General features: G+C 43.6%; 19 protein-coding genes and 11 tRNA genes. 24 read left to right on the top strand and 6 right to left on the bottom strand.

The features are described from left to right. Window positions 1-20 precede the first annotated feature (20 nt). The 3 genes from prmC to hemA are packed head-to-tail and all read right to left on the bottom strand — an operon-like array spanning window position 21 to window position 3,215. Window positions 21-863, bottom strand: a complete 843-nt coding sequence (gene prmC, locus CWC29_RS12290; RefSeq protein WP_128725967.1) for a peptide chain release factor N(5)-glutamine methyltransferase — start codon at window positions 861-863, stop codon at window positions 21-23. Continuing rightward, window positions 863-1,951 carry a peptide chain release factor 1 gene (gene prfA / locus CWC29_RS12295; protein WP_128725968.1) on the bottom strand — a complete coding sequence of 363 codons (1,089 nt, stop codon included), beginning with the start codon at window positions 1,949-1,951 and terminating at the stop codon, window positions 863-865. The genes prmC and prfA overlap by 1 nt, the downstream gene beginning before the upstream one ends. 7 nt (window positions 1,952-1,958) lie before the next feature. After that, entirely contained in the window at window positions 1,959-3,215 is a 1,257-nt protein-coding gene (gene hemA, locus CWC29_RS12300; protein WP_128725969.1) for a glutamyl-tRNA reductase, read from the bottom strand. A gap of 83 nt (window positions 3,216-3,298) precedes the next feature. On the opposite strand from hemA, the gene lolB reads away from it, so the two are divergent. From lolB to CWC29_RS12390, 18 genes are all read left to right on the top strand, one after another. Then, window positions 3,299-3,883 (top strand): lipoprotein insertase outer membrane protein LolB, encoded by a 585-nt coding sequence (lolB, locus tag CWC29_RS12305; RefSeq protein WP_161568673.1) that lies wholly within the window; start codon window positions 3,299-3,301, stop codon window positions 3,881-3,883. Continuing rightward, complete coding sequence (gene ispE / locus CWC29_RS12310; protein WP_138524933.1) at window positions 3,880-4,728, top strand: 4-(cytidine 5'-diphospho)-2-C-methyl-D-erythritol kinase; 849 nt, start codon at window positions 3,880-3,882, stop codon at window positions 4,726-4,728. The genes lolB and ispE overlap by 4 nt, the downstream gene beginning before the upstream one ends. Window positions 4,729-4,820: 92 nt before the next feature. After that, complete coding sequence (locus CWC29_RS12315) at window positions 4,821-5,768, top strand: ribose-phosphate pyrophosphokinase (protein WP_010370444.1); 948 nt, start codon at window positions 4,821-4,823, stop codon at window positions 5,766-5,768. A 160-nt stretch (window positions 5,769-5,928) separates the two neighbouring features. Continuing rightward, window positions 5,929-6,537, top strand: coding sequence for a 50S ribosomal protein L25/general stress protein Ctc (locus CWC29_RS12320; protein WP_128725972.1), 609 nt, complete (start codon window positions 5,929-5,931; stop codon window positions 6,535-6,537). Between the two features lie 19 nt (window positions 6,538-6,556). Then, window positions 6,557-7,141 (top strand): aminoacyl-tRNA hydrolase, encoded by a 585-nt coding sequence (gene pth / locus CWC29_RS12325; RefSeq protein WP_128725973.1) that lies wholly within the window; start codon window positions 6,557-6,559, stop codon window positions 7,139-7,141. A 96-nt stretch (window positions 7,142-7,237) separates the two neighbouring features. After that, a complete protein-coding gene (ychF, locus tag CWC29_RS12330) occupies window positions 7,238-8,329 on the top strand; it encodes a redox-regulated ATPase YchF (protein WP_128725974.1) in 1,092 nt (363 codons plus the stop codon). A 308-nt stretch (window positions 8,330-8,637) separates the two neighbouring features. Then, window positions 8,638-8,714, top strand: a tRNA-Met gene (locus CWC29_RS12335). A 124-nt stretch (window positions 8,715-8,838) separates the two neighbouring features. Beyond that, a tRNA-Leu gene (locus CWC29_RS12340) sits at window positions 8,839-8,923 on the top strand. Window positions 8,924-8,959: 36 nt separating this feature from the next. Next, window positions 8,960-9,034: transfer RNA gene (locus CWC29_RS12345), tRNA-Gln, on the top strand. A 26-nt stretch (window positions 9,035-9,060) separates the two neighbouring features. Continuing rightward, window positions 9,061-9,143 (top strand) — tRNA-Leu (locus CWC29_RS12350). A gap of 38 nt (window positions 9,144-9,181) precedes the next feature. After that, window positions 9,182-9,256, top strand: a tRNA-Gln gene (locus CWC29_RS12355). 2 nt (window positions 9,257-9,258) lie between these two features. After that, window positions 9,259-9,335: transfer RNA gene (locus CWC29_RS12360), tRNA-Met, on the top strand. Between the two features lie 85 nt (window positions 9,336-9,420). Continuing rightward, a tRNA-Leu gene (locus CWC29_RS12365) sits at window positions 9,421-9,505 on the top strand. Window positions 9,506-9,541: 36 nt separating this feature from the next. After that, a tRNA-Gln gene (locus tag CWC29_RS12370) sits at window positions 9,542-9,616 on the top strand. Window positions 9,617-9,643: 27 nt separating this feature from the next. Then, window positions 9,644-9,728: transfer RNA gene (locus CWC29_RS12375), tRNA-Leu, on the top strand. A gap of 217 nt (window positions 9,729-9,945) precedes the next feature. Then, window positions 9,946-10,020: transfer RNA gene (locus CWC29_RS12380), tRNA-Gln, on the top strand. Window positions 10,021-10,061: 41 nt separating this feature from the next. Further along, window positions 10,062-10,146, top strand: a tRNA-Leu gene (locus CWC29_RS12385). 86 nt (window positions 10,147-10,232) lie between these two features. After that, window positions 10,233-10,787 (top strand): hypothetical protein, encoded by a 555-nt coding sequence (locus tag CWC29_RS12390; RefSeq protein WP_138521640.1) that lies wholly within the window; start codon window positions 10,233-10,235, stop codon window positions 10,785-10,787. Between the two features lie 117 nt (window positions 10,788-10,904). Here CWC29_RS12390 and CWC29_RS12395 read toward each other — a convergent pair whose 3' ends face one another. Continuing rightward, the gene (locus CWC29_RS12395; RefSeq protein WP_138521638.1) at window positions 10,905-12,071 is read right to left on the bottom strand and encodes an FAD-dependent oxidoreductase; all 1,167 of its coding nucleotides are present in this window, start codon (window positions 12,069-12,071) and stop codon (window positions 10,905-10,907) included. 230 nt (window positions 12,072-12,301) lie between these two features. Between CWC29_RS12395 and miaB the strand changes: the two genes are divergently transcribed. Genes miaB through lnt form a run of 5 tightly spaced genes read left to right on the top strand, consistent with a single transcriptional unit; the run spans window position 12,302 to window position 17,742 of the window. Then, window positions 12,302-13,735 (top strand): tRNA (N6-isopentenyl adenosine(37)-C2)-methylthiotransferase MiaB, encoded by a 1,434-nt coding sequence (miaB, locus tag CWC29_RS12400; RefSeq protein ID WP_128725248.1) that lies wholly within the window; start codon window positions 12,302-12,304, stop codon window positions 13,733-13,735. A 54-nt stretch (window positions 13,736-13,789) separates the two neighbouring features. Next, window positions 13,790-14,824 carry a PhoH family protein gene (locus CWC29_RS12405; protein ID WP_128725247.1) on the top strand — a complete coding sequence of 345 codons (1,035 nt, stop codon included), beginning with the start codon at window positions 13,790-13,792 and terminating at the stop codon, window positions 14,822-14,824. Window positions 14,825-14,827: 3 nt separating this feature from the next. Then, window positions 14,828-15,286, top strand: a complete 459-nt coding sequence (ybeY, locus tag CWC29_RS12410) for an rRNA maturation RNase YbeY (protein ID WP_138521636.1) — start codon at window positions 14,828-14,830, stop codon at window positions 15,284-15,286. Window positions 15,287-15,308: 22 nt separating this feature from the next. Then, window positions 15,309-16,187 carry a CNNM family magnesium/cobalt transport protein CorC gene (gene corC / locus CWC29_RS12415; RefSeq protein ID WP_128725245.1) on the top strand — a complete coding sequence of 293 codons (879 nt, stop codon included), beginning with the start codon at window positions 15,309-15,311 and terminating at the stop codon, window positions 16,185-16,187. After that, on the top strand, window positions 16,165-17,742 hold the full coding sequence (lnt, locus tag CWC29_RS12420) for an apolipoprotein N-acyltransferase (RefSeq protein WP_138521634.1): 1,578 nt from the start codon (window positions 16,165-16,167) through the stop codon (window positions 17,740-17,742). Before corC ends, lnt begins: the two co-directional genes overlap by 23 nt. 540 nt (window positions 17,743-18,282) lie before the next feature. Here the strand turns inward: lnt and CWC29_RS12425 are convergent. Both CWC29_RS12425 and CWC29_RS12430 read right to left on the bottom strand, forming a co-directional pair. Then, window positions 18,283-20,445: an ATP-binding protein gene (locus CWC29_RS12425; RefSeq protein WP_128725243.1), complete on the bottom strand. Its 2,163-nt coding sequence runs from the start codon at window positions 20,443-20,445 to the stop codon at window positions 18,283-18,285. An 81-nt stretch (window positions 20,446-20,526) separates the two neighbouring features. Beyond that, a complete protein-coding gene (locus CWC29_RS12430; protein ID WP_128725242.1) occupies window positions 20,527-22,047 on the bottom strand; it encodes a CYTH and CHAD domain-containing protein in 1,521 nt (506 codons plus the stop codon). Window positions 22,048-22,345: 298 nt separating this feature from the next. Between CWC29_RS12430 and CWC29_RS12435 the strand changes: the two genes are divergently transcribed. Then, the gene (locus CWC29_RS12435; protein WP_235956572.1) at window positions 22,346-22,957 is read left to right on the top strand and encodes a TIGR04211 family SH3 domain-containing protein; all 612 of its coding nucleotides are present in this window, start codon (window positions 22,346-22,348) and stop codon (window positions 22,955-22,957) included. Window positions 22,958-23,008 lie beyond the last annotated feature (51 nt).

Raw genomic sequence — 23,008 nt, forward strand, 5'->3', positions numbered from 1 at the left:
TTTCGTGTGAGTTCGTAACTTTACGGTAACACTGCCAAAGTCACTCTATCACACCCTGCCATATCTTTTATTGTAAGTATATTAATATACGCCATTTCTGCAAAAAACTGTTGGATCTTATCTGCTTGCTCAAAGCCATGTTCAAGTAGCAAATATCCCCCCGAGTTCAGGTGTAGCTTGGCCGTCCTGATGATATGAAAAATATCAGCATAGCCATTGTCATCCGCAACCAGCGCGCTGAGCGGCTCAAATCTCACATCACCTTCTGACAAGTGATGATCGGCTCTATCAATATAGGGTGGATTACTCACAATCAAATCAAACTTTTGCTCTGCAATTGCGCTAAACCAATCACTTTGCAAAATCGACACGTTATCGAAGCCCAACTGAGTTTGGTTAGACTTCGCAAGCGCCACGGCGTCTGCTGAAGCATCTAGCGCAGTGATCTGCCAAGCGGGATATTCACTCGCCAACGCCAGAGCAATCGCACCTGTACCTGTGCCTAAGTCTAGCACCTGAGCGTCATTTGGCATATTGAGTGTTAAAACATGCTCGACCAGAGTTTCAGTATCTGGCCTTGGGATAAGCGTACTGTTGTTGACTTTTAAAGGCAGGCTCCAGAACTCCCTTTGACCTGTAATGTGTGCCACGGGCTCTCCCGAAACACGGCGTGCGATACATTCTTCGAATCGCTGCAGCTCTATTGCAGAAAGCTCCGCTTCGGGCCAAGTAAAGAGATAAGTGCGGTTTTTATCGATAACATGGAGCAATAACACTTCGCTATCGAGCTTTGCTGACTCGGAATGTGGTAGCAGCTCAGAGGTTGCCCAAGTAACGGCTTGGGCAATGTTAAATGTTGACATTAATCGCTTTCGCTCATTGCTGCTAGCAGATCAGCCTGATATTCAATAACCAGCGGGTCGATAACAGCACCCAACTCACCAGAGATCACTTCATTAAGGCGATAAAGTGTCAGGTTGATACGGTGATCGGTTATACGGCCCTGCGGGAAGTTGTATGTACGAATGCGCTCAGAGCGGTCACCGCTACCTACTAGATTACGACGTTCAGAAGCTTCTGCTGCCGCACGTTTTTCATCTTCAGCTTGCTGTAAACGCGCACTTAGTACAGACAGTGCTTTCGCCCTATTTTTATGTTGTGAACGTTCGTCCTGACATTCAACCACAACGCCTGTCGGCAAGTGAGTGATACGAATAGCAGAATCGGTTTTGTTGACGTGCTGACCACCGGCACCTGACGCACGGAAAGTATCCACTTTTAGATCCGATGGATTAATTTCAATGGCTTCTGCCTCTGGGATCTCTGCCATCACGGCAACCGTACACGCAGAGGTATGAACACGGCCTTGAGATTCGGTTTCAGGAACTCGTTGCACACGGTGAGCGCCGGACTCAAACTTAAGTTTGCCATAAACTCCATCGCCGCTTATGTTAGCGATCACTTCTTTGTAGCCACCGTGTTCGCCTTCGTTAGCGCTCACGATTTCAACGCGCCACTTTTGCGTTTCTGCATAACGGCTATACATACGGAATAAATCACCAGCAAAAATCGCCGCCTCATCACCGCCCGTTCCCGCGCGCACTTCCAAGAATACATTGTTATCATCTTTTGGATCTTTTGGTAGCATCAATACTTGAAGGTCATCTTCAAGCGCAGCAATGGCAGCTTTTGCTTCTTTATACTCTTCCTGTGCCATTTCACGCATGTCAGGATCCGAGTCTTTTAGCATTTCTTCAGCAGTTGCAACGTCTTCTTGAGCCTGTTGATAGGCTGTAAACGCTTTAACTACGTCTTCTAATTCTGAAAACTCTTTTGACAAGGCGCGAAAGCGGTTCTGATCGCTAATCACCTCAGGCGAGCTTAGCATCGCTTGAACTTCTTCATAGCGCTCTACTAAGGTTTCTAACTTACGATATACAGACTCTTTCATTTACTCGTTATTCCTGCTCAATACCTAATGTTTGCTTGAGTTGCGCTAACTTATCTATATCGCCTTCTTTCGCAGCCTCTTGAATGGCGCGTGTTGGAGCGTGTGTTAGTCGATTACTCAGCTTATTTGCTAATTCAATAATAATTTTATCTGCTTCTTTGCCCGATTGTAGCTGATTTAGTGCTTTGTCCACGAGCTCATTTTTAATTTCTTGCGCGCTTTGTCGATACTGCCTAATGACATCCACTGAATGCAGCGAACGTTGCCACTCGGAAAACTCTTGCGTGCGTGTATCAATGATTTGCTGCGCTTCGATGGCCGCTTGTTCACGGCTGGCCAAGTTTTCATTGACTATTGCCTGAAGGTCATCGACTGAATAAAGATAAGCGGCATCCAACTCTGACACTTGGCTTTCGATATCGCGAGGAACCGCAATATCGATAAATAACATTGGCTTATGACGACGCTTTTTAAGCGCTTGTTCGACTACTCCCTTACCTATTATTGGCAAGGTGCTCGCAGTAGAACTGATAACAATGTCTGCGCTTGGCAGCGCATCAGGCAACTGCGCCAGAGAAATAACACTACCGCCAACTTCTGTTGCTAGGTTTTGTGCACGCTCAATTGTGCGGTTTGCTACGGTGATTGACTTTGGATTGTGCTGTGATAAGTGCTTAGCGACTAACTCAATTGTCTCACCAGCACCGATAAGTAACACCTGAGTTTTATCCAATTGACCGTAAATATGCTTTGCCAAATTAACAGCGGCATACGCCACTGAGACAGCACTTGCACCAATATCAGTTTCGGTACGCACTTGCTTCGCCACCGAAAAAGTTTTTTGGAATAAGCGTTCAAATGTTGGCTGAATTGCATGGTGCTGTTTGGCTGTACTAAAAGCTTGTTTAATTTGGCCAAGAATTTGTGGCTCACCTAAAACCAATGAATCAAGACCGCAGGCAACTCGCATTAAATGGTTCACCGCATCCTGATTCATATGCACATAGACATTTTCTGTTAAGTCTCGTTGCTCTATGTTATGAAAATCTGACAACCAACCGAGTAGTGCTTGGGGATCAGCAGACTCAAGGCTACAATAGATCTCGGTTCGATTGCAGGTCGACACAATCACAGATTCTTTAAACTGCGAAGAATGTTGGAGTTGGTGCAATGCTTCTGTAAGCTGTTCTGGAGAAAACGCCACTTTTTCACGTAATTCTACAGACGCGGTTTTGTGATTGATACCAAGTGCGATGATGGTCATAGATGCCAGTATTGCTCGAGCCCTGCTTTAAAGCTGGCAATTTTACCAAAAATCAATCGAATATGGAAAGTAAGGAAAGACCTTTGAGACAACTTCATTTGATTTTACTCATATTTTTATTAATTTTAACCGGTTGTGCGCAACAATTACCTCAGCAAAACGTAGCACAAGACTGGCAATCTAAGCTAAAACATCAAAAGAATTGGCAAGCGAGAGGTAAACTTGCATTTATTGCCCCAGACAATCGTCAATCAGCTAACTTTAATTGGTATTTAAAAGAAGAGAAACAAAATCTGATTTTAACCAGCTTTGTTGGCACCCGCATATTCGAACTAGAAGAGTTAGACACGCACTCAGAGCTGACCTTTGAAGACAATGTCCATAAAGGCATGGACAGTAGCGACTTGGTTAAGCGGTTAAGTGGCCTCTCTCTTCCGGTCAATCAAGCCCCTCAATGGCTAACAGGCTTAGTCGAAGCACCAGCCAGCACACTTGATGACCTTGGCAGAATAAGCAATGCACAGTGGCAGAGCCCATCAGGCCGAGTGTGGCAAATCACCTATCAACAATATAAAATGCAAGATGGAATGTGGCTACCTAGCCGTATGAAACTCTCATCGACCAATATTGAGGTCAAAGTATTAATCACTTCATGGCAGTTTAAATGAAGACATTGACGCTAAGTGCTCCGGCAAAATTAAATCTTTTTTTGCATATCAATGGCCGTCGAGAAGACGGCTACCATGAACTAGAAACTTTATTTACTTTCTTGGATTTTGGTGATGAATTAGCATTTACGCTAACCAGTAACCAGCAAGAAATCGTCATTTGTGGTGACACCGCAGGTATTCTACTCGAAGATAACCTCATTTATAAAGCCGCCAAAATTCTTGAGCCCTATAAAAAAATTGCGGCTGGTGTCGACATCCACTTAAATAAACAGCTTCCTATGGGTGGAGGTGTTGGTGGTGGTTCATCCGATGCTGCCACGACTTTATTGGCACTCAATATGCTGTGGCAATGTCAGCTTACTATCCCAGAACTTGCAAAACTCGGTCTCCAACTAGGCGCCGATGTGCCTGTTTTTGTTGAAGGTAAAACAGCCGTAGCCCACGGTGTTGGTGAGCAACTTGAGCCCATTGACATCGCTCAAAAATGGTATTTGGTGGTTGCCCCACCCGTTCATGTCAGCACCGCATTAGTTTTTACTCACCCAGACTTACCACGCAATACACCAAAGCTAAAAAGCGGCTGGAAACTCTCGGATACGGGCAACGACTGTCAAACTCTTGTCAAAAAGCTTTACCCCGAGGTTGAAAAGACCCTCGCGTGGTTGCTAAAATATGCACCAACCAAAATGACTGGTACTGGAGCTTGTTGTTTCGCGGAGTTTGAAAATCGTGAGGCAGCGCTGCGTGTGCTCGAAATCCTACCTTCATCTTGGCAGGGCTTTATTGCCCAAAATACAAGTGAGTCAATTTGTCATCGACAATTGCGCGCTTGGCAAAACTAGAAGTAAATTGTTTAAGTTAGCTTGTTTTGACTTTTTTATTTCATGGTCATTGCATGTTAGTCCAAAAAATTCAGTGCCTGAGGAACCCTACCGTGCCCGACATGAAGCTCTTCGCTGGTAACGCAACACCTGAGCTAGCTCAAAAAGTTGCAAAACGTTTGTTTATTGAGTTAGGTGATGCCGTTGTTGGCCGTTTTAGCGACGGTGAAATTAGCGTTCAAATCAACGAAAACGTTCGTGGTTCAGATGTATTCATCATCCAATCAACATGTGCTCCTACAAATGATAATTTAATGGAGTTAATCGTCATGGTTGATGCGCTACGTCGTGCATCTGCTGGTCGTATCACAGCCGTTATTCCTTATTTCGGTTACGCACGTCAAGACCGCCGAGTGCGTTCTGCTCGTGTTCCAATTACTGCTAAAGTTGTTGCAGACTTCCTTTCAAGCGTAGGTGTCGACCGTGTTCTTACCGTTGACCTACACGCAGAACAAATCCAAGGCTTCTTCGACGTACCTGTTGACAATGTATTCGGTAGCCCAGTGCTAATCGAAGACATGAAAGAGCGTAAGTTCGAAGATGTAGTAGTAGTTTCACCTGATATCGGTGGTGTGGTTCGTGCTCGTGCGATTGCAAAACTGTTAGATGATAAAGACTTAGCGATCATTGATAAGCGTCGTCCACAGGCTAACGTTTCTCAAGTTATGCACATCATTGGTGATGTTGCTGGTCGTGACTGTATCATTGTCGATGACATGATAGATACAGGCGGTACTTTATGTAAAGCAGCCGCAGCACTTAAAGAGCACGGTGCAAAGCGCGTATTCGCTTACGCAACTCACCCAGTACTTTCGGGCAATGCTGCGGAAAATCTACGTAACTCTGTTATCGATGAAGTTATTGTGACTGATTCAATTCCACTTTCTGATGAATTGAAAGCGCTTGATAACATCAAAGTATTGACACTTGCGGATATGATGGCTGAAACAATCCGCCGTATCAGCAACGAAGAATCAATCTCTGCGATGTTTCAACATTAATCAGCAGCAAAACTGATTAGCCAAAAAGCACCTCTGGTGCTTTTTTTGTTTTATAGGTTTCATTGCAAGTGCGTTAGTGGTATATTGGCGCGCCTTTTTTAGGCAGGGAGCTTGGTCGCGAGCTCTCTGACACATTAACTTAATTATTTTGGAGACATCCATGTCTGACTACAAATTTGACGCTGAAGTACGTTCTGACCTAGGTACTGGTGCGAGCCGCCGCCTACGTCGCGCAGATAAAGTTCCTGCAATCCTATACGGTGCTGGTAAAGATGCGGTTTCACTAACTTTTGATCACAACAAAATTTTGAAAGCGCAAGAAGACGAAGGTTTCTACACTCACATCCTAACGCTTAACATTGGCGGTGAGTCTGTTGAAGCAATTCTTAAAGATATCCAACGTCACCCGTACAAGCCTAAGATCACTCACTTAGACTTCCAACGCGTTGATGCTTCTCAAAAGCTTCACACTAAAGTTCCTGTTCACTTCATCAACGAAGAGAAAGCGACTAAAGGTGGTAACACTATCGTTCACCAACTAACTGAAATTGAAATCACTTGTCTTCCAGCAAGACTTCCGGAGTTCATTGAAGTTGACGTAGCGACTCTAGCTGTTGGCGAAACTCTACACCTTTCTGACATCAACCTTCCAGCTGGTGTTGTTTCAGTTGAACTTGCTAAAGGTGCAGATCACGACCAAGCAGTTGTTTCAGTAAACGCTCCTAAAGCAGCTCCTGCTGAAGAGTCTGCTGAAGACGCAGCTGAGTAATTATTCAGGTGTTAACACCTTGAATAATATTCAAATGCTTGTGGGCCTGGCTAATCCAGGCCCCGAATACGCAAACACCCGTCATAACGCTGGCGCTTGGTTTATCGAAGAACTAGCCAGAAGATACAACTGCCTCCTAAAACCAGACACTAAGCATCACGGCCTCACAGGCAAAGTGCTCATCAATAACCAAGAGTTTAAGTTGCTGATCCCTACTACTTATATGAACTTAAGTGGTAAAGCGGTTGCGAGTCTTGCCAATTTTTATAAGATCCCCGTCGAGAGTATTCTAGTTGCTCACGATGAAATGGATTTAGAACCCGGTATCGCCAAACTCAAAAAAGGCGGTGGTCACGGCGGCCACAATGGCTTAAAAGACATTATCGCTAAAATGGCAAATAACAAAGAATTCATGCGATTGCGCGTTGGTATTGGTCACCCAGGACACAGAGACAAAGTCACAGGGTGGGTTCTAGGCAAAGCACCACAAGCTGATCAAGAAAAAATTGATGCCGCTGTGGATGAAGCAGTTCGATGTATGGAAATACTCGCAAAAGACGGTGTGTTAAAAGCGCAAAATCGACTACATTCATTTAAACCGTAACAGTTCACTGCTGCGATTGATTGAGTAATACCTAAGCTTCTCGTTCGCCATGATGCGGGCTTGAGATAATACGGTAGAAATTTAGGAATAAACACTATGGGTTTTAAATGTGGCATTGTTGGTTTACCTAACGTAGGTAAATCTACTTTATTTAATGCGTTGACTAAAGCGGGCATTGAGGCCGCGAACTTTCCTTTTTGTACTATCGAACCGAATACCGGTGTAGTACCAGTACCAGATGCTCGTCTTGACCAGCTAGCTGAAATTGTAAATCCTCAGCGTACTATCCCAACTTCAATGGAGTTTGTAGATATTGCCGGTTTGGTAAAAGGCGCATCAAAAGGTGAAGGTTTAGGTAACCAGTTTTTGGCAAACATCCGTGAAACGGATGCTATCGGTCATGTAGTTCGCTGTTTTGAAAATGAAAATATCGTTCACGTAGCGGGTCAAATCGACCCTGCTGAAGACATTGATGTTATTAACACTGAGCTGGTACTTGCAGACATGGATACTGCAGATCGCGCAGTTTTACGTAACGCAAAGAAAGCGAAAGGCGGCGATAAAGACGCGAAATTTGAACTGGTTGTACTTGAAAAAGTAAAAGCGCACTTGGACGAAGGTTTAACGCTTCGCTCACTTGAGCTAAATAAAGAAGAAGCTGCAGCAATAAGCTACCTAAACTTTTTAACGATCAAGCCAACTATGTACATCGCCAATGTTAACGAAGATGGCTTTGAAAATAACCCATTTCTAGACAAAGTGCGTGAAATTGCGGCTGCAGAAGACGCGGTTGTGATCCCAGTATGTGCAGCAATTGAGGCTGAACTTTCTGAACTTGAAGACGAAGATAAGAAAGAGTTTATGGATGACTTAGGCTTAGAAGAGCCGGGCCTGAACCGCGTAATACGTGGTGGCTATGAGTTGTTGAAATTGCAAACTTACTTTACAGCTGGCGTAAAAGAAGTACGAGCATGGACTATCCCTGTTGGCGCGACAGCACCGCAAGCTGCAGGTAAAATCCACACAGACTTTGAACGTGGTTTTATTCGAGCACAGACTATTGGCTTTGATGATTATATCGAGTTCCGTGGTGAATCAGGTGCGAAAGATGCGGGTAAAATGCGTCAAGAAGGTAAAGAATACATCGTAAAAGATGGCGATGTGATGAACTTCTTATTTAATGTGTAACCATAGTTACTACACGCTATCGCAATAAAAGGAGCTTCGGCTCCTTTTTAGTTTTATCAACTCTGCTTTTTAATCAAATAGCGCCTTTTCTTCAAAGCAAGTTATAGACTCTAAAGGAATAAAAATTCACAGGCATTGTTAAACATTTGCAATTGCCCTGCATGATTTGATATAAAAACAAGCCGTTTCGCTTAATTTATCTGCAAACAAACTGTGTTAGCAGATTTTTTGCAAAAAAGGTGTTGACGGCTTGGGGGCATATACGCATAATACGCCCCGCATCAGCGATGATGAGAAGTTAAATAGATGGCTATGTAGCTCAGCTGGTTAGAGCACATCACTCATAATGATGGGGTCCCCTGTTCAAATCAGGGCATAGCCACCATATTTTAACTACTACCAAAACTTATCGTTTTGTTGTTGCAAAAAATGTGCAGAAGTAGCGGAATTGGCAGTTGTCTTGATATAGACGCTGGATTTAGGTTCTAATAACTAATGCCAAAAGATGTGCGGAAGTGGCGGAATTGGTAGACGCGCTGGATTTAGGTTCCAGTATCTTCGGATGTGAGAGTTCAAGTCTCTCTTTCCGCACCATGTTCTTGATTGGAACTAAAACAATCAAATTTTCGTTGGAGTATCGCCAAGCGGTAAGGCAGCGGGTTTTGATCCCGCCATTCCCAGGTTCAAATCCTGGTACTCCAGCCATCTCTTTGAGATGTTAGCTACGCTGTGCGGAAGTGGCGGAATTGGTAGACGCGCTGGATTTAGGTTCCAGTATCTTCGGATGTGAGAGTTCAAGTCTCTTTCCGCACCATGTTCTTTTAAATCAGAACTCAAAAGATTTTATTTCGTTGGAGTATCGCCAAGCGGTAAGGCAGCGGGTTTTGATCCCGCCATTCCCAGGTTCAAATCCTGGTACTCCAGCCAATGGCTATGTAGCTCAGCTGGTTAGAGCACATCACTCATAATGATGGGGTCCCCTGTTCAAATCAGGGCATAGCCACCATTTACAAATGCGGAAGTTTTGGAATTGGTCGATGTCTTAATATAGACGCTGGATTTAGGTTCTAATAACTAATGCGAAATGATATGCGGAAGTGGCGGAATTGGTAGACGCGCTGGATTTAGGTTCCAGTATCTTCGGATGTGAGAGTTCAAGTCTCTCTTTCCGCACCATGTTCTTGATTGGAACTAAAACAATCAAATTTTCGTTGGAGTATCGCCAAGCGGTAAGGCAGCGGGTTTTGATCCCGCCATTCCCAGGTTCAAATCCTGGTACTCCAGCCATCTCTTTTGAGATGTTAGCTACGCTGTGCGGAAGTGGCGGAATTGGTAGACGCGCTGGATTTAGGTTCCAGTATCTTCGGATGTGAGAGTTCAAGTCTCTCTTTCCGCACCATGTTCTTTCAAGTAGAACTCAAACTCTTGAACTTACCTCTATTGCTGGGTATCGTCTCGACACGAAGTGGAAGCGGTAAGATAGCCTAACTCAAATCTGGGCTAAATAAGATTTGAACTTACCTCTATTGCTGGGTATCGTCTCGACACGAAGTGGAAGCGGTAAAATAGCCTAACTCAAATCTGGGCTAAATAAGATTTGAACTTACCTCTATTGCTGGAGTATCGCCAAGCGGTAAGGCAGCGGGTTTTGATCCCGCCATTCCCAGGTTCAAATCCTGGTACTCCAGCCATCTCTTTTTGAGATGTTAGCTATAAATAGAATATCTACTGTGCGGAAGTGGCGGAATTGGTAGACGCGCTGGATTTAGGTTCCAGTATCTTCGGATGTGAGAGTTCAAGTCTCTCTTTCCGCACCATTTAGTAACAATCTCTTTCCTATCTATTCATTCCTAGCTCATTTTTCTAATGTTACTTTTAAACTTTCTTCATGTTAGGAAAGAAAGTGCTAAAGTCTTTATTTCTTTTATTCTCATTAATTATTTTCAGTATACCTAGCTTTGTAGAAGCAAGTGCTAGCTCAATTTGCTCTCCATCACACATAGAAATCGCACTCAAGCACTTTAGCTACTGTCAGCCCTCAGAGCAGGCAAATAAAGTTTCATTCCAAACTTTTACTAACGATACCTACTCAGTTGTGATTAACGACAACTCTTCTGAACTAACGTTAAGCTGGATAACTGGCGCTACCGCACTTGCTGGTCTACCGAACAAGTATGATTTAACACCTCTTGAGTTTATGACACGAGCTTTCAATGGCACCTTTGATATACAGAGTGAAGACATGCAGAAAGTCAGTGCTGAGCTTGGCGTTATAGACGAAGCAAATGTATTTACCGCTACTCACGGAGCAAAACATATTTTTTCTTCTATCAGACCTTCAGGAGTTCAAACTGCTTACATTTTGCAGCCCAACCGTGATTGGTTATTAAGGCTAGATGGCAAATTTGATATTAATACATTGATGTATGTCGTCGATAAGCTAACACTGATGAGATAATCTCGGCACTAAACAATGAAGCGTGCAGTAATACCAATTTATCCTAATACTTGCTCCTTCAAAAATATCACTTAATTAAGTAAATTGGTGTAACACGCTCAGTGTAGAGAACAAAGATTAAAAACCAACACCTCCCATGGCGTGCTTAAGCACTTCTTTCTTTAACGGCCCAGCTTTATTCGCCACATTCAGAGCCAGATTTCTCAAATGCTTTAACGGTGTTACTTGATTCGAAAAGCCAAAATAACACGCATCCATCATACTCATCATCAAGAGATTGTCTTTCCTACGCTTTGACTCGTAGTGATGTAGTGCACTGATGTCACCAATATCTTCTTTTGACTCAATCGCTTCAGCAAGCGCCGCTACGTCTTTAAAGCCAAGGTTTACTCCCTGCCCTGCTAATGGATTAATGGTATGAGCTGCATCTCCTACTAATACCACTCGTTCGCTCACGTACTGGTTGGCATGCTGCCTTGCTAAAGGAAAAACCGCCACTTCTTCAATCTCAAAGTCACCGGGTAGCTCAAAAAATGCAGCTTTTACTTCTTGTTTTAGCGCCTGCTTATCTAGTTGCTTAAGTAAATTGAGTTTATTGCCGTTGTCATACCAAATCAGATTGGCATACGGATACTGCATAGGTAAAAAGGCAATGGGACCTGATGGCTTAAATTGCTGCCATGTTTTTTCTTGTTGCGGTGCGTCGAGTTTAATCAGCAGCCCCATACAATGTTGCTCATATTGCCAGCCTGTCACGCCTATGCCACTCATTTGTCTGACGATGGAGCGACCTCCATCAGCTGCAATTAATAAATCGGCGGTAAAAGATGCAGCTTGATACTCAATCGTCACAGAATCATCATTATGAATAATGCGCTTTGGGCTCCCCTCAGGTGAAACCACCTTGATATCAAATTCCTCGAACTGCTGCCACAAAGCAGCTTGAATGAGGTTATTCTCAATTAAGTGGCCTAAGTGCGAGGCGTTTAGCGCTTCACAATCAAATACTAATTGTCCAGGCTTATCCTCATAGGCTTCTAGCTGCTTGTAAACCGCGGCTCTGGTGTTTCTTAACACAGGCATAGCACCGAGCTCATCTAGTAACTGCTCGGAAAAGCGATTGATAGCAGAAACGCGAATATCTACCTTATCACTTGAGAGTATTGCACCTGGTGAGATGGGAGAATGTTCAATAATGGTTACATCAACACCTTGCTTCGCTAGCTTAACGGCACACGCCGCACCAACCATGCCACCACCGACTATCAGAGCCTTGTTTTTCATGCCATATTCCACTTAATTGAGTCTGTACGCATTGTAACGCATATAAAAACAGATGTTTGCTTAAAACACTCTGTATTGATCCACATTTTGAAAGTTAAAATCTATACTTGGCTAGACAAGATAGGTCATATAAAATACGCGTCCTTTAGGCATAATGATATCAATTCAGCATCGCCTGCACGAGAAACGCGTAGTGCTAAACACCGAGTTGTAAACGAGGCAATATTTAAATGAGTAAAAAACTGCATATTAAAACCTGGGGTTGTCAGATGAACGAGTACGACTCCCAGAAAATGGCGGATCTTTTGGATTCAACAAATGGCTATCAGCTTACAGAAGAAGCTGAGCAAGCTGATGTGATCCTACTCAATACTTGCTCGATTCGTGAGAAAGCACAGGAAAAAGTATTCCACCAACTTGGTCGTTGGAAACTACTAAAAGACACAAACCCTGATCTTGTTATTGGTGTTGGTGGCTGCGTAGCATCACAAGAAGGCGACACCATTCGTCAGCGTGCGCCATTTGTTGATATCGTGTTTGGACCACAAACATTGCACCGTCTACCAGAGATGATCAAACAGGTGCAAAGCAAAGAAGGCTCCGTTGTCGATATTTCATTCCCTGAAATCGAAAAGTTTGACCGTTTGCCAGAGCCAAAGGCTGAAGGCCCGAGTGCATTTGTTTCGATTATGGAAGGTTGCTCTAAGTACTGTACTTTCTGTGTTGTACCCTACACGCGTGGTGAAGAAGTAAGCCGACCTTTAGATGATGTGATCCTTGAAGTTGCTCAGCTTGCGGAGCAAGGTGTGCGTGAAGTGAACTTGCTTGGCCAGAACGTAAATGCTTACCGTGGTGAAATGCACGATGGTGAAATTTGTTACTTCTCTGACTTAATTCGCTACGTTGCAGCAATTGACGGTATTGACCGTATTCGTTATACAACATCTCACCCTGTTGAATTTACACCAGATATCATTGAAGCCTATGCGGATGTGCCAGAGCTTGTTGACCATTTACACCTACCAGTGCAAAGTGGTTCAGACCGTATTCTAAACCTAATGAAACGCGGTCATACTGCGCTTGAGTACAAATCAACAATCCGCAAGCTACGTAAGATCCGTCCTAACCTAAGCATGTCTTCAGATTTCATCATTGGCTTCCCAGGCGAATCAAACGCAGACTTTGAAGCAACGATGAACCTGATTAATGATATCGGTTTTGATATGAGCTTTAGTTTCATCTACTCAGCGCGACCAGGCACGCCAGCAGCAGACTTACCTGATGATGTTGCAGAATCAGAAAAGAAAGAACGTCTATACATCCTACAGAACCGTATCAACCAAATGGCGCAGGATATTAGCCGCAAGATGCACGATACCGAGCAGCGTATTTTGGTTGAGGGCCCATCGAAGAAAAACCCAATGGAACTGCGTGGAAGAACTGAAAATAACCGCGTTGTAAACTTCGAAGGTCCACACTCAGTGATCGGCCAATTCGTCGACGTACGTATTACTGAGGCGTTACCAAACTCGTTACGTGGTGAGCTTATCCGTACTGAAGCAGAAATGGATTTACGTCGTGACGTAAAACCGTCGGATATCTTAAATAAAGCCCCACAAGAACCTGAAATTAATGAATTAGGTGTTGGTACTTTTACCCCCTAGCATTTTTAAATTGTGCGCTAGCTTCGGCTAGCGTCGTTTTTATAGGAAGACATTTTGAGTAATCAGATAAAGAATATAGAAATTTACTTAGAACCCGCAGATAATCACCGCCTTTCTTCACTATGTGGTCCGTTCGACGAAAATCTAAAACAAATAGAACGTCGCCTTGGAGTTGAAATCGCGCACCGTGACAATTGGTTTAAAGTGACCGGACAAGCGGTAACGGCAAAAGCAGCTGTGGATATTCTAAAATCTCTATATGTTGATACTCAGCCTGTGAAAGGAAAAATGACAGAAATTGAACCGGATCAGGTTCATCTGGCCATCACAGAAGCGAACGTACTCGAACAAGACGCCCCAACCGTATGGGACAAAGAAGTCTATATTAAGACTCGTCGCGGTGTGGTTAAGCCTCGTAACCCAAATCAGAGCCAATATGTTGCTAATATCTTAACTCACGATATTACCTTTGGTGTTGGTCCTGCTGGTACAGGTAAAACCTATCTTGCTGTTGCAGCAGCGGTTGATGCGCTAGAACGCCAAGAGATCCGTCGCATCCTACTCACTCGTCCAGCGGTTGAAGCTGGTGAAAAACTGGGTTTCTTACCGGGTGATTTAACACAAAAAATCGACCCTTACCTTCGTCCTCTTTATGATGCCCTATTCGAGATGCTTGGTTTTGAAAAAGTTGAGCGCTTAATCGAAAAAAATGTCATCGAGGTTGCACCTTTGGCATATATGCGTGGTCGAACACTCAATGACGCGTTTATTATCTTGGACGAGAGCCAAAATACCACGACTGAACAAATGAAGATGTTCCTAACGCGGATTGGCTTTAATTCAAAAGCGGTGATCACCGGTGATATCACGCAAATCGATTTGCCTCGCGGTGCGCGCTCTGGACTTCGCCATGCGATAGATGTGCTCAATGATGTAGAAGAAATTTCATTTAACTTCTTTAAATCTCACGATGTAGTTAGACACCCAGTGGTTGCTCGTATCGTCGAAGCATACGAGAAGAAAGAAGAACAAGAGCGTCTTGCTAAAGCTGAGAAGCATCAAGCGAAACAGCAACCTTCTGAGGAATAAACCATGGACTTAATGCTAGATTTGCAATTGGCTTGTGAATTTGACAACTTGCCTTCCGAAGCACAATTCCAATTATGGGCAGAACATGCATTAACGCAATTTCGCGAAGAAGCAGAATTAACTATTCGCATCGCTGACGAGCACGAAAGCCAAGAGCTCAATAGCCAGTACAGAGGCAAAGACAAGCCAACCAATGTGTTGTCTTTCCCATTTGATGCGCCACCGGGAATTGAGTTGCCACTTATTGGTGATTTAGTTATCTGTCCCCAAGTGGTATACCAAGAATCCATAGAGCAAGAAAAGACCTTTCATGACCACTTCGCCCATATGGTTATCCATGGTTGCTTGCATTTACTTGGATTTGACCATATAAATGAACAAGACGCGGTAGAAATGGAAACAATAGAGAAGCAAATTCTCGCATCTTTGAATATCGCAGACCCTTACAGAGACGATTGTTAAATTAACGGAGCAGACACAACTAATGAGCGACGATAACTCGCAAAGTAGTCAGGGTTCTTCTAGCAAGACCTGGCTGGGACGCATCACACAGATGCTGCAAGGGGAACCCCAAAATAAAGAAGAACTGGCTGAAGTCATCGCTGATGCGCAAGAGCGCCAGTTGATTGACCCAGAAACCAAAGACATGATGGAAGGTGTACTCAGCGTTTCAGAGCTGAAAGTTCGTGACATCATGATCCCACGTTCGCAAATGATTACACTTGATGTAGATGAGCCGCTCAGTGCTCAACTCCCTATGATGGTAGAATCTTCACACTCGCGTTTTCCTGTGATTTGTGAAGACAAAGACCATGTAGAAGGCATCTTACTTGCCAAAGATCTCTTACCTTTGATTTTGCGTGAAGAGAGCGATTTGCCAAGTATCCGCGAATACCTTCGTCCCGCAGTGGTCGTGCCTGAAAGTAAGCGTGTCGATACTCTGCTCAACGAATTCCGTCAAAAACGTTACCATATGGCCATCGTGATTGATGAATATGGCGGTGTGTCTGGACTGGTTACTATCGAAGATATTCTCGAAACCATTGTTGGTGAAATCGAAGATGAACATGATGACGACGAAGAACAACAAGATATTCGTCAGCTATCCAAACATGTTTATACCGTGCAAGCACTCACGCCGTTGGATGAATTTAACGAATTCTTCAAAACCAGCTACGACACCCAAGAAGCAGATACCATTGGTGGTATCATTCTTCATGCATTTGGCCACATGCCAAGCCGCGGTGAAACCATAGACATAGATCCCCTTCAGTTTAAGGTAACTAACTCCGATAACCGGAGGATCTTACAAATTCAAGTAAGTGTACCTAAATCTGAACATGTTGAAGACTCTAGTATCTAACCTGAGTAATCTCGCAAAAGATAAGTTTGCATGGCTGGCACTCATTTCTGGCTGTGCACTTACTTTTGCTTATTCCCCTTTTGGTTTTTGGCCTATCGCTTTTGTTAGCTTGATTATAGCGGCTTGGCTTACCGATAAACCCAGTCCAAAGCTCGCGGCCAAATATGGCTTTTTATTTGGCTTTGGCTGGTTTGCACTTGGCATAAGCTGGGTGCATGTCTCTATCGCTGAATTTGGTGGTTTACCCTTACCTGTCTCGGTGCTGTTGATGGCATTGCTATGTGCTTATCTTGCCATCTACCCGGCATTGGCATTTGCTTTTGCCAGCTACTTTTCTCGCACACCATGGCAACGGGTGCTGGCACTTGTTGCGGGTTTTGCCATTACAGAATGGCTGCGAGGTCACATGCTCACAGGCTTCCCTTGGCTTAGTTTTGGTTACACGTTAACTGACTCGCCATTGAGCAGCTTAGCCCCTTGGATCGGTGAATTTGGCTTAACATTACTAGTTATTTTAGCGACAACAAGCCTTTACTATCTACTTAAACAACGTGCGATTTATCTCGCTATAGCCTGCTTTGCTGGCATTGCAGGTCTATACAGTGTGCCAGTCACTCAAGGTCCATTGAAATACTCGGGAGATGAAATCACCACTTTGCTTGTACAAGGTAATATCAAGCAGAGTCTGCGCTGGGAGCCTGAGCAGTTTTGGCCGACCATGTCTAAATATCGAGATATGACTAGACCTAACTGGCAAGGCGTTGATTTAGTGGTGTGGCCGGAAGCTGCTATTCCTGAATTTGAAGATATCGCCTACCCATTTTTAGAAGGGCTGGACAAAGCCGCCGCGTTTAATGGCACAGCGCTGATAACGGGCATTCCCGATTATCAGTTTGATACCAGAACCGCGTACAACACGCTGATCACGCTTGGTAAAAAAGAAAAAGAAGACAGCGAAGGGCAATATCACTATCTGCACAAAAACCGCTACCAGAAGCACCAATTGTTGCCTATTGGTGAGTTTGTACCGTTCGAAAACCTATTGCGCCCTATAGCGCCTCTTTTTAACTTAGCGATGTCGTCATTTACTCGAGGTGATGCGGTACAACCAAACCTACTTGCGAACGGTTTGCATGTGTTACCCGCTATTTGCTACGAAATCGCGTTTAGCGAGCTTGTCAGAGGTAACTTTACCTCTGAGTCAGATATTCTTTTTACTGTGAGTAACGACGCCTGGTTTGGAGATTCCCACGGCCCGCATCAGCATATGCAGATCGCTCGGATGCGTGCCTTAGAATTACAGCGCCCATTAATTCGAGTAACGAATAATGGTATCACTGGTGTTTACGATCCACTTAGCAAAGTTCAGCATGCCATTCCACAATTCGAAGCCAATATACTGAAAAGTGATGTAAAACTCATTAGTGGAGTGAGCTGGTATGCAGAGCATGGTAATCGCCCCGTCTGGTTTATTGTCGCTTTTATTATGCTGATACTCACCGCTGCAAAGGTAAAGCCCATAATGCTTAAGCGATTTGAACGCAACTTTTTGTAGTTGCGGTGATGTACCTACCGCGATGTAAAATCGCTCCTACACTCGATATATAGCCTCTGGTGGGAGCCGCTTTACGCGGCGAGCTTTTGTTCCATATCGCGATGTAAAATCGCTCCTACAGGCAATATAATATCTGGTAGGAGCCGCTTCACGCGGCGAGCTTTTGTGCCGTATCGCGATGTAAAATCGCTCCTACACTCAATATATAATCTCTGGTAGAAGCCGCTTTATGCGGCGAGCTTTTATCATATCGCGATGTGAAATCGCTGCTACACTCGATATATAACCTCTGGTGGGAAGCGGCTTTATGCGGCGAGCTTTTATACCATATCGCGATGCAAAATCGCTCGACACGCGATATATAACCTCTGCCGGGAGCCGCTTCACGCGGCGAGCTTTTGTGCCGTATCGCGATGTGAAATCGCTCCGACACGCAATATAATATCTGGTGGGAGCCGCTTTACGCGGCGAGCTTTTACTATATCACAATGTGAAATCGCACCGAGTATATGACCTCAGGTTAAGAGCAGGTTTTTGTTATTACTCACAAGGTAGAATCACACTCACTTTCAGGCCACCTAAATCGCTGTGTGCAACTGTAATACTGCCGCCATGCAATTCAACCAACTTTTGACAGATTGATAAACCTAAGCCAGAACCACCAAGGTCTCGGCTTCGAGACTTGTCGCACCGGAACAAACGTTCAAACAACCGGCCCAACGCTTCATCGTCCACACCGGGGCTCGAATCTTCAATAACACATTGAATACGGTTGTGCTGATTTTGATAGCGAATTTCCACAAAGACTTCTCCAGGCTTGTCGGTATAATTCACACTATTACGAGCTAAATTATTGAATATCTGAGCGAACCTAGTCACATCAATGTCGATCTCCAGCGTATCAGGGAGTTCAATATTGGCATTAAAATCAAGTCCTTCATCTGTCACGAAGTCATCAATATCTTCAACAAGGCCAATAAATGTGTGCTTGGCATTTACGCGCTCTAACGCTAAGTTTAGGCTGCCAGTATCCGCCTGCGCGAGTTCATAGATGTCTTTAATTAAGGTATTAAGTGTATCGAGACGGCGGTTAAGCACCTTGTAGCTCTGCTGCGGATTTTCCACCAAATTATGTTCCAGAGATTCAATATGCAACTTAAGTACGGTAAGCGGTGTTCTCAATTCATGAGAAATATCTGCCAGCAATTGCTGTTTTAAGTCTAAAGTTTTATTAAGTAGCTGCTTCTCGAGCTCCAGTGCGCGGCGTTTGTTTCTCGCAAGTAATAAAAATGCGCTCAACAGAATGACCAACACTCCTACCACAGCAGCTGTTACTATTTGTTGTACACGCTGCTCAGCCTGCTCCATATCACGCTGTGTTTTCAAGCTTTGTAGTTCATACTGATTCTTCTGGTATTCAGTGTCCAGCTGATACGCCAAAGCTTTTTGACTGGCTTCTTTTTCAAGCTGAGAAACCTTGGACTCCGCGTACTGTAGGTGATAATTAAGCGCAGTTTCAAAGTCGCCTTTTGCGCTATATGCGTCCTTTAATACACGTAATGCTGTTTCCTTGAGGCCAAGGTAGACCTCATCTTGAGCAATAATTTGCTCCATACTTTGAATGAAGAAATCAGCTCGCTCTGGTAAAACAATTTGTGCGTAAGTTGTCATCGTCTCTTGATAAAGCACTTTGCTTTGTATCGGATCGATTAACTCAAGTGCCTCTTCAACATATGCTCTTGCTTCAACTTTTTGATCTTCCCTCAATTTAAGCTCAGCTAAATTACTCAGCGCCCAACCTTGATTTCTAATATGTCCGTGTTCCTCAAATATCGTGAACGCCTTTTTAAAGGACGCCTCGGCACTGCTATATTGGGCTAGTTTTTTTTGCTCTCGGCCAATGCGGATCAAAGTATAGGCTGAGTAAACCACATTACCCGCTTTAACGTCATAGTCATAAGCGGTTTGGTAGGCTTCAAGCGACTTCTCATGGTCACCGATGACCTGATGAGCGCCTCCTAAGTTGTAGTAAACTTGTCCGAGTAATACTGTATTTTCCTGCTCTTGGCTTTTCAGTACCGCAATTGATCGCTGTAATAATTCAAGTGCCTTATCTGGTAACGAAAGATCAGAATAAACATCTGCCAACTGAGTGTTCGCAGACACCTGTAAGTCTGGAAATTCATACTTTTTTGCCACTTCTATAGAGAGCTCGTAACTCTCTATAGAATCTTTATAACTACCATTGTTTTTGTACGCAGCGGCCCGAAAGCGATAGGCGTGACTTAACAGCCGATACATATCAAGCTCAGATAGCTGCGATACGGCTAAGTTTAAGTAACTAATCGCGTCGCTAAATTTCCCCTCTTTGAGCATCAAATCTCCATACGTTAAGGAGTATTTAGCTTCATAGTCAGGCAAATGATGTGTGAGTAACACTTGCTTAAAACGCTCAGCCCATTTATGTGCCTGTTCGAGCTGAAAAGCATTTTTGAGTGCTACCGTAGTTTTATGGTGAACATCTGCAATTTCTTCTGGCGTTAAATCCGACTCTAATACTTGGTCAACGTTTTGAAGCGCATTATTTCGCGTTTCTTGCTGCTCTATCTCTTTGATAAAAGCGTCATATAACCGTTCATTGGCGCAAATAAAGGGGCTAAAAAGCAAAAAGAAACTAAGCAGCAGTATTTTATAAACCAACACGGTACCGTCCTTTTATTTTAGTTATTATTGACTACAAAAAAGCGAGGAATATACCTCGCTTTTATTTTCTATTTTTACTATTTAAAACCAGTAAGGTTCACTAAGCATAGAAGACTGTCGACTTTGCTCCATGGCACTTATCAAAAAGTCAGATTTTTGCTTGAGCCATGCCTGCACTTCCTGTAATTCGTCTGCATTTTGGTTTTGGCAAAGCTGATATAAATACGCAAGAGTTTCTAGCTCGTATATACCATAAACGATATCAATCCAAGGCGTTCTAAACGCTTTGCGCGCTTCTTTATCGTAAAGCTTGCCCAGACAGTTACCGCTTAGTAGCGTGTTTTCTAGCTTTATTCTCACCTGCAAATAATCTCTTTCAGAAAGCGATTTATCCTGTGGAAGCAAGTTTTTAAGTTCTTGCCAGTCTTTATCAAATAATTGGCTCGCGATTTCTGTGACGGGTAGCTCAGCTGCACTTAGTGCTTTTTGATCCCAATTTTTACGCCATGCTCTATCAACAAGCCAACGAGTGAGAGAAAGGATCAAACGGTTATAACGAGTACAATGAAATAAATCTTCAATGTCCGTCGGTGTCGGCTGAACATCTTGCAAATCGGTAATGACCTGCGCCAATTCTGGAAACTGATTAAGTTTCTTATGATAAGCATGACGCTTTGAGGTATAGGTTTTTAAATGAATCGCATTTTCGACCCAAGCAAGTTCTGACAGCAACCATTTTAATTCGTTACGAATACTCTCGGTCGAGCTTTTATCAACAATGTCATCGAATAACCAAAACGCGTGACGAATAAGCGAAACTCCATCAATAACGCGCTTTAAAGTCTTGAGACTCGGTTTATTAAAATAGCATTGCTCGTGTTTCTGGACGAACTGAATACCATAGCTGACCGTCGCTATGAGGGCTTGCTCTTGTGTTACCTGAGATTTTAGCGGTACAAAACCTATAAACTTATTTGGTTTTAGAGGCTTATCATCGGCAATTCGATATCCCCTAGCAGCTTTTGAGTATAACCCCAAACGCATACCTGCTTGCTTAATTAGGTGGTCGGCTAATAAGAAAAGATCTTCTTTGTTTCCTTCAACTAGCTCAATTTCAAGCTCATTGATTGGCTCCATCTTCCCTTGGGCTGATATTTCCCCTTTATCCAACACTACTTCGATTTTAGTTCCTGAGTCCGTTTCGATTAACCAAGTACGACGAATGAAATTCGTACTGAAGACCGGAAATATGTTCTCTGCGATAGACTCAAGCTGCATGCCATGAGGCCAAATATTCGCGTCAAACGCTAACAAGTCAGGACGTCCTGACTGAATAGGTAAATTGTACTCAGGTCGTTGATGTAACCCTCCTACAACTTCTCCCGCAAGTTTGATGGTTTGCTCGCATTCATCATTGCAACAACGCGTTCTTAGGCCGATATCTAGCGCACGCAATTCACGATTTGGCGTGTCAAAGTAGGCGTTAGTTAAGTTTTTAGCAGGCTTGTTAGTGACCGTTTTTGCAAACTGTGTGATGAGTGCAGGGATCAGCGGAACTTCATTATCTGAAACCAAAAATTTCAGTTCTATTTCAGTGTCCATTAGGGCTGTGTTTTACCTATTTGTCTAAGGGAGGATCAAAATATACAAAGGAGGCAAAGTTTGCAATCTTTTTATCCGATGATAACTGCTTCAAACATGAGCTAAATCAATAGATAGTTGGGCTAATTTCGCTGAACATCAACGGATTAATAACACCGTATCATTGCGTTAAATGTTGCAATTTTCATTATGTAATCAATCATTTCACCCCATTCAAAATAAACAAAGCCTTGCTATTAGGCCGCGAAATCCCTACTATTTTGTAAACTTTACGACCCAAAGAATAAAAGGCCAACGCATGTTCAACTTTAAGCAATTTATCATTGCGAGCCTGCTCTTCACCAGCTTTGTAAGCTTTGCTGAAGAGCCAGACGAAAATAGCGCAGCAAACGCGACAACACCAAACGGCTATATTAGTGACAATCTTTTTATTTACATGCACACAGGTCCAAGTAAGAACTATCGAATTTTAGGTTCTGTTGATGCTGGTACGCCAATCACTATTTTGAGTGGTGCTAACGACGAGTTTGTCCAAATCAAAGATGATAAAGCAAGAGAAGGTTGGGTAGAAAGTAAATTTGTCACCACGGAGCCAGGTTTAAAGCAACAATTAGAAACGGTTAACCAAACCTTGGTGGAAACTCAAGAGGCACTAAACGATGCCCAGCAGCAACTTCCCATGTTGCAGCAAAACAATACCAATTTACTAGCTGAGAATGCTTCACTTCAAGACACTATATCAGGGCTTGAAAAGCAGCTACAAGATGAGCGTCTAGCACAACAGCAAAAAGTCCAAAAAGAACAACACCTACTGCTCACTTACGGTGGTATCATCGGGATCAGTGGCATTATTATCGGTGTAATTCTGACGCTATTTTTATCTCGTAGAAAACGCTACGACGGCTGGTAACTGGTTATATACCTATTGAGGTTAGATAACTTCGTCACTGACGGTGCATCT

It is taken from the genome of Pseudoalteromonas galatheae (assembly GCF_005886105.2).
Lineage (GTDB): Bacteria > Pseudomonadota > Gammaproteobacteria > Enterobacterales > Alteromonadaceae > Pseudoalteromonas > Pseudoalteromonas galatheae.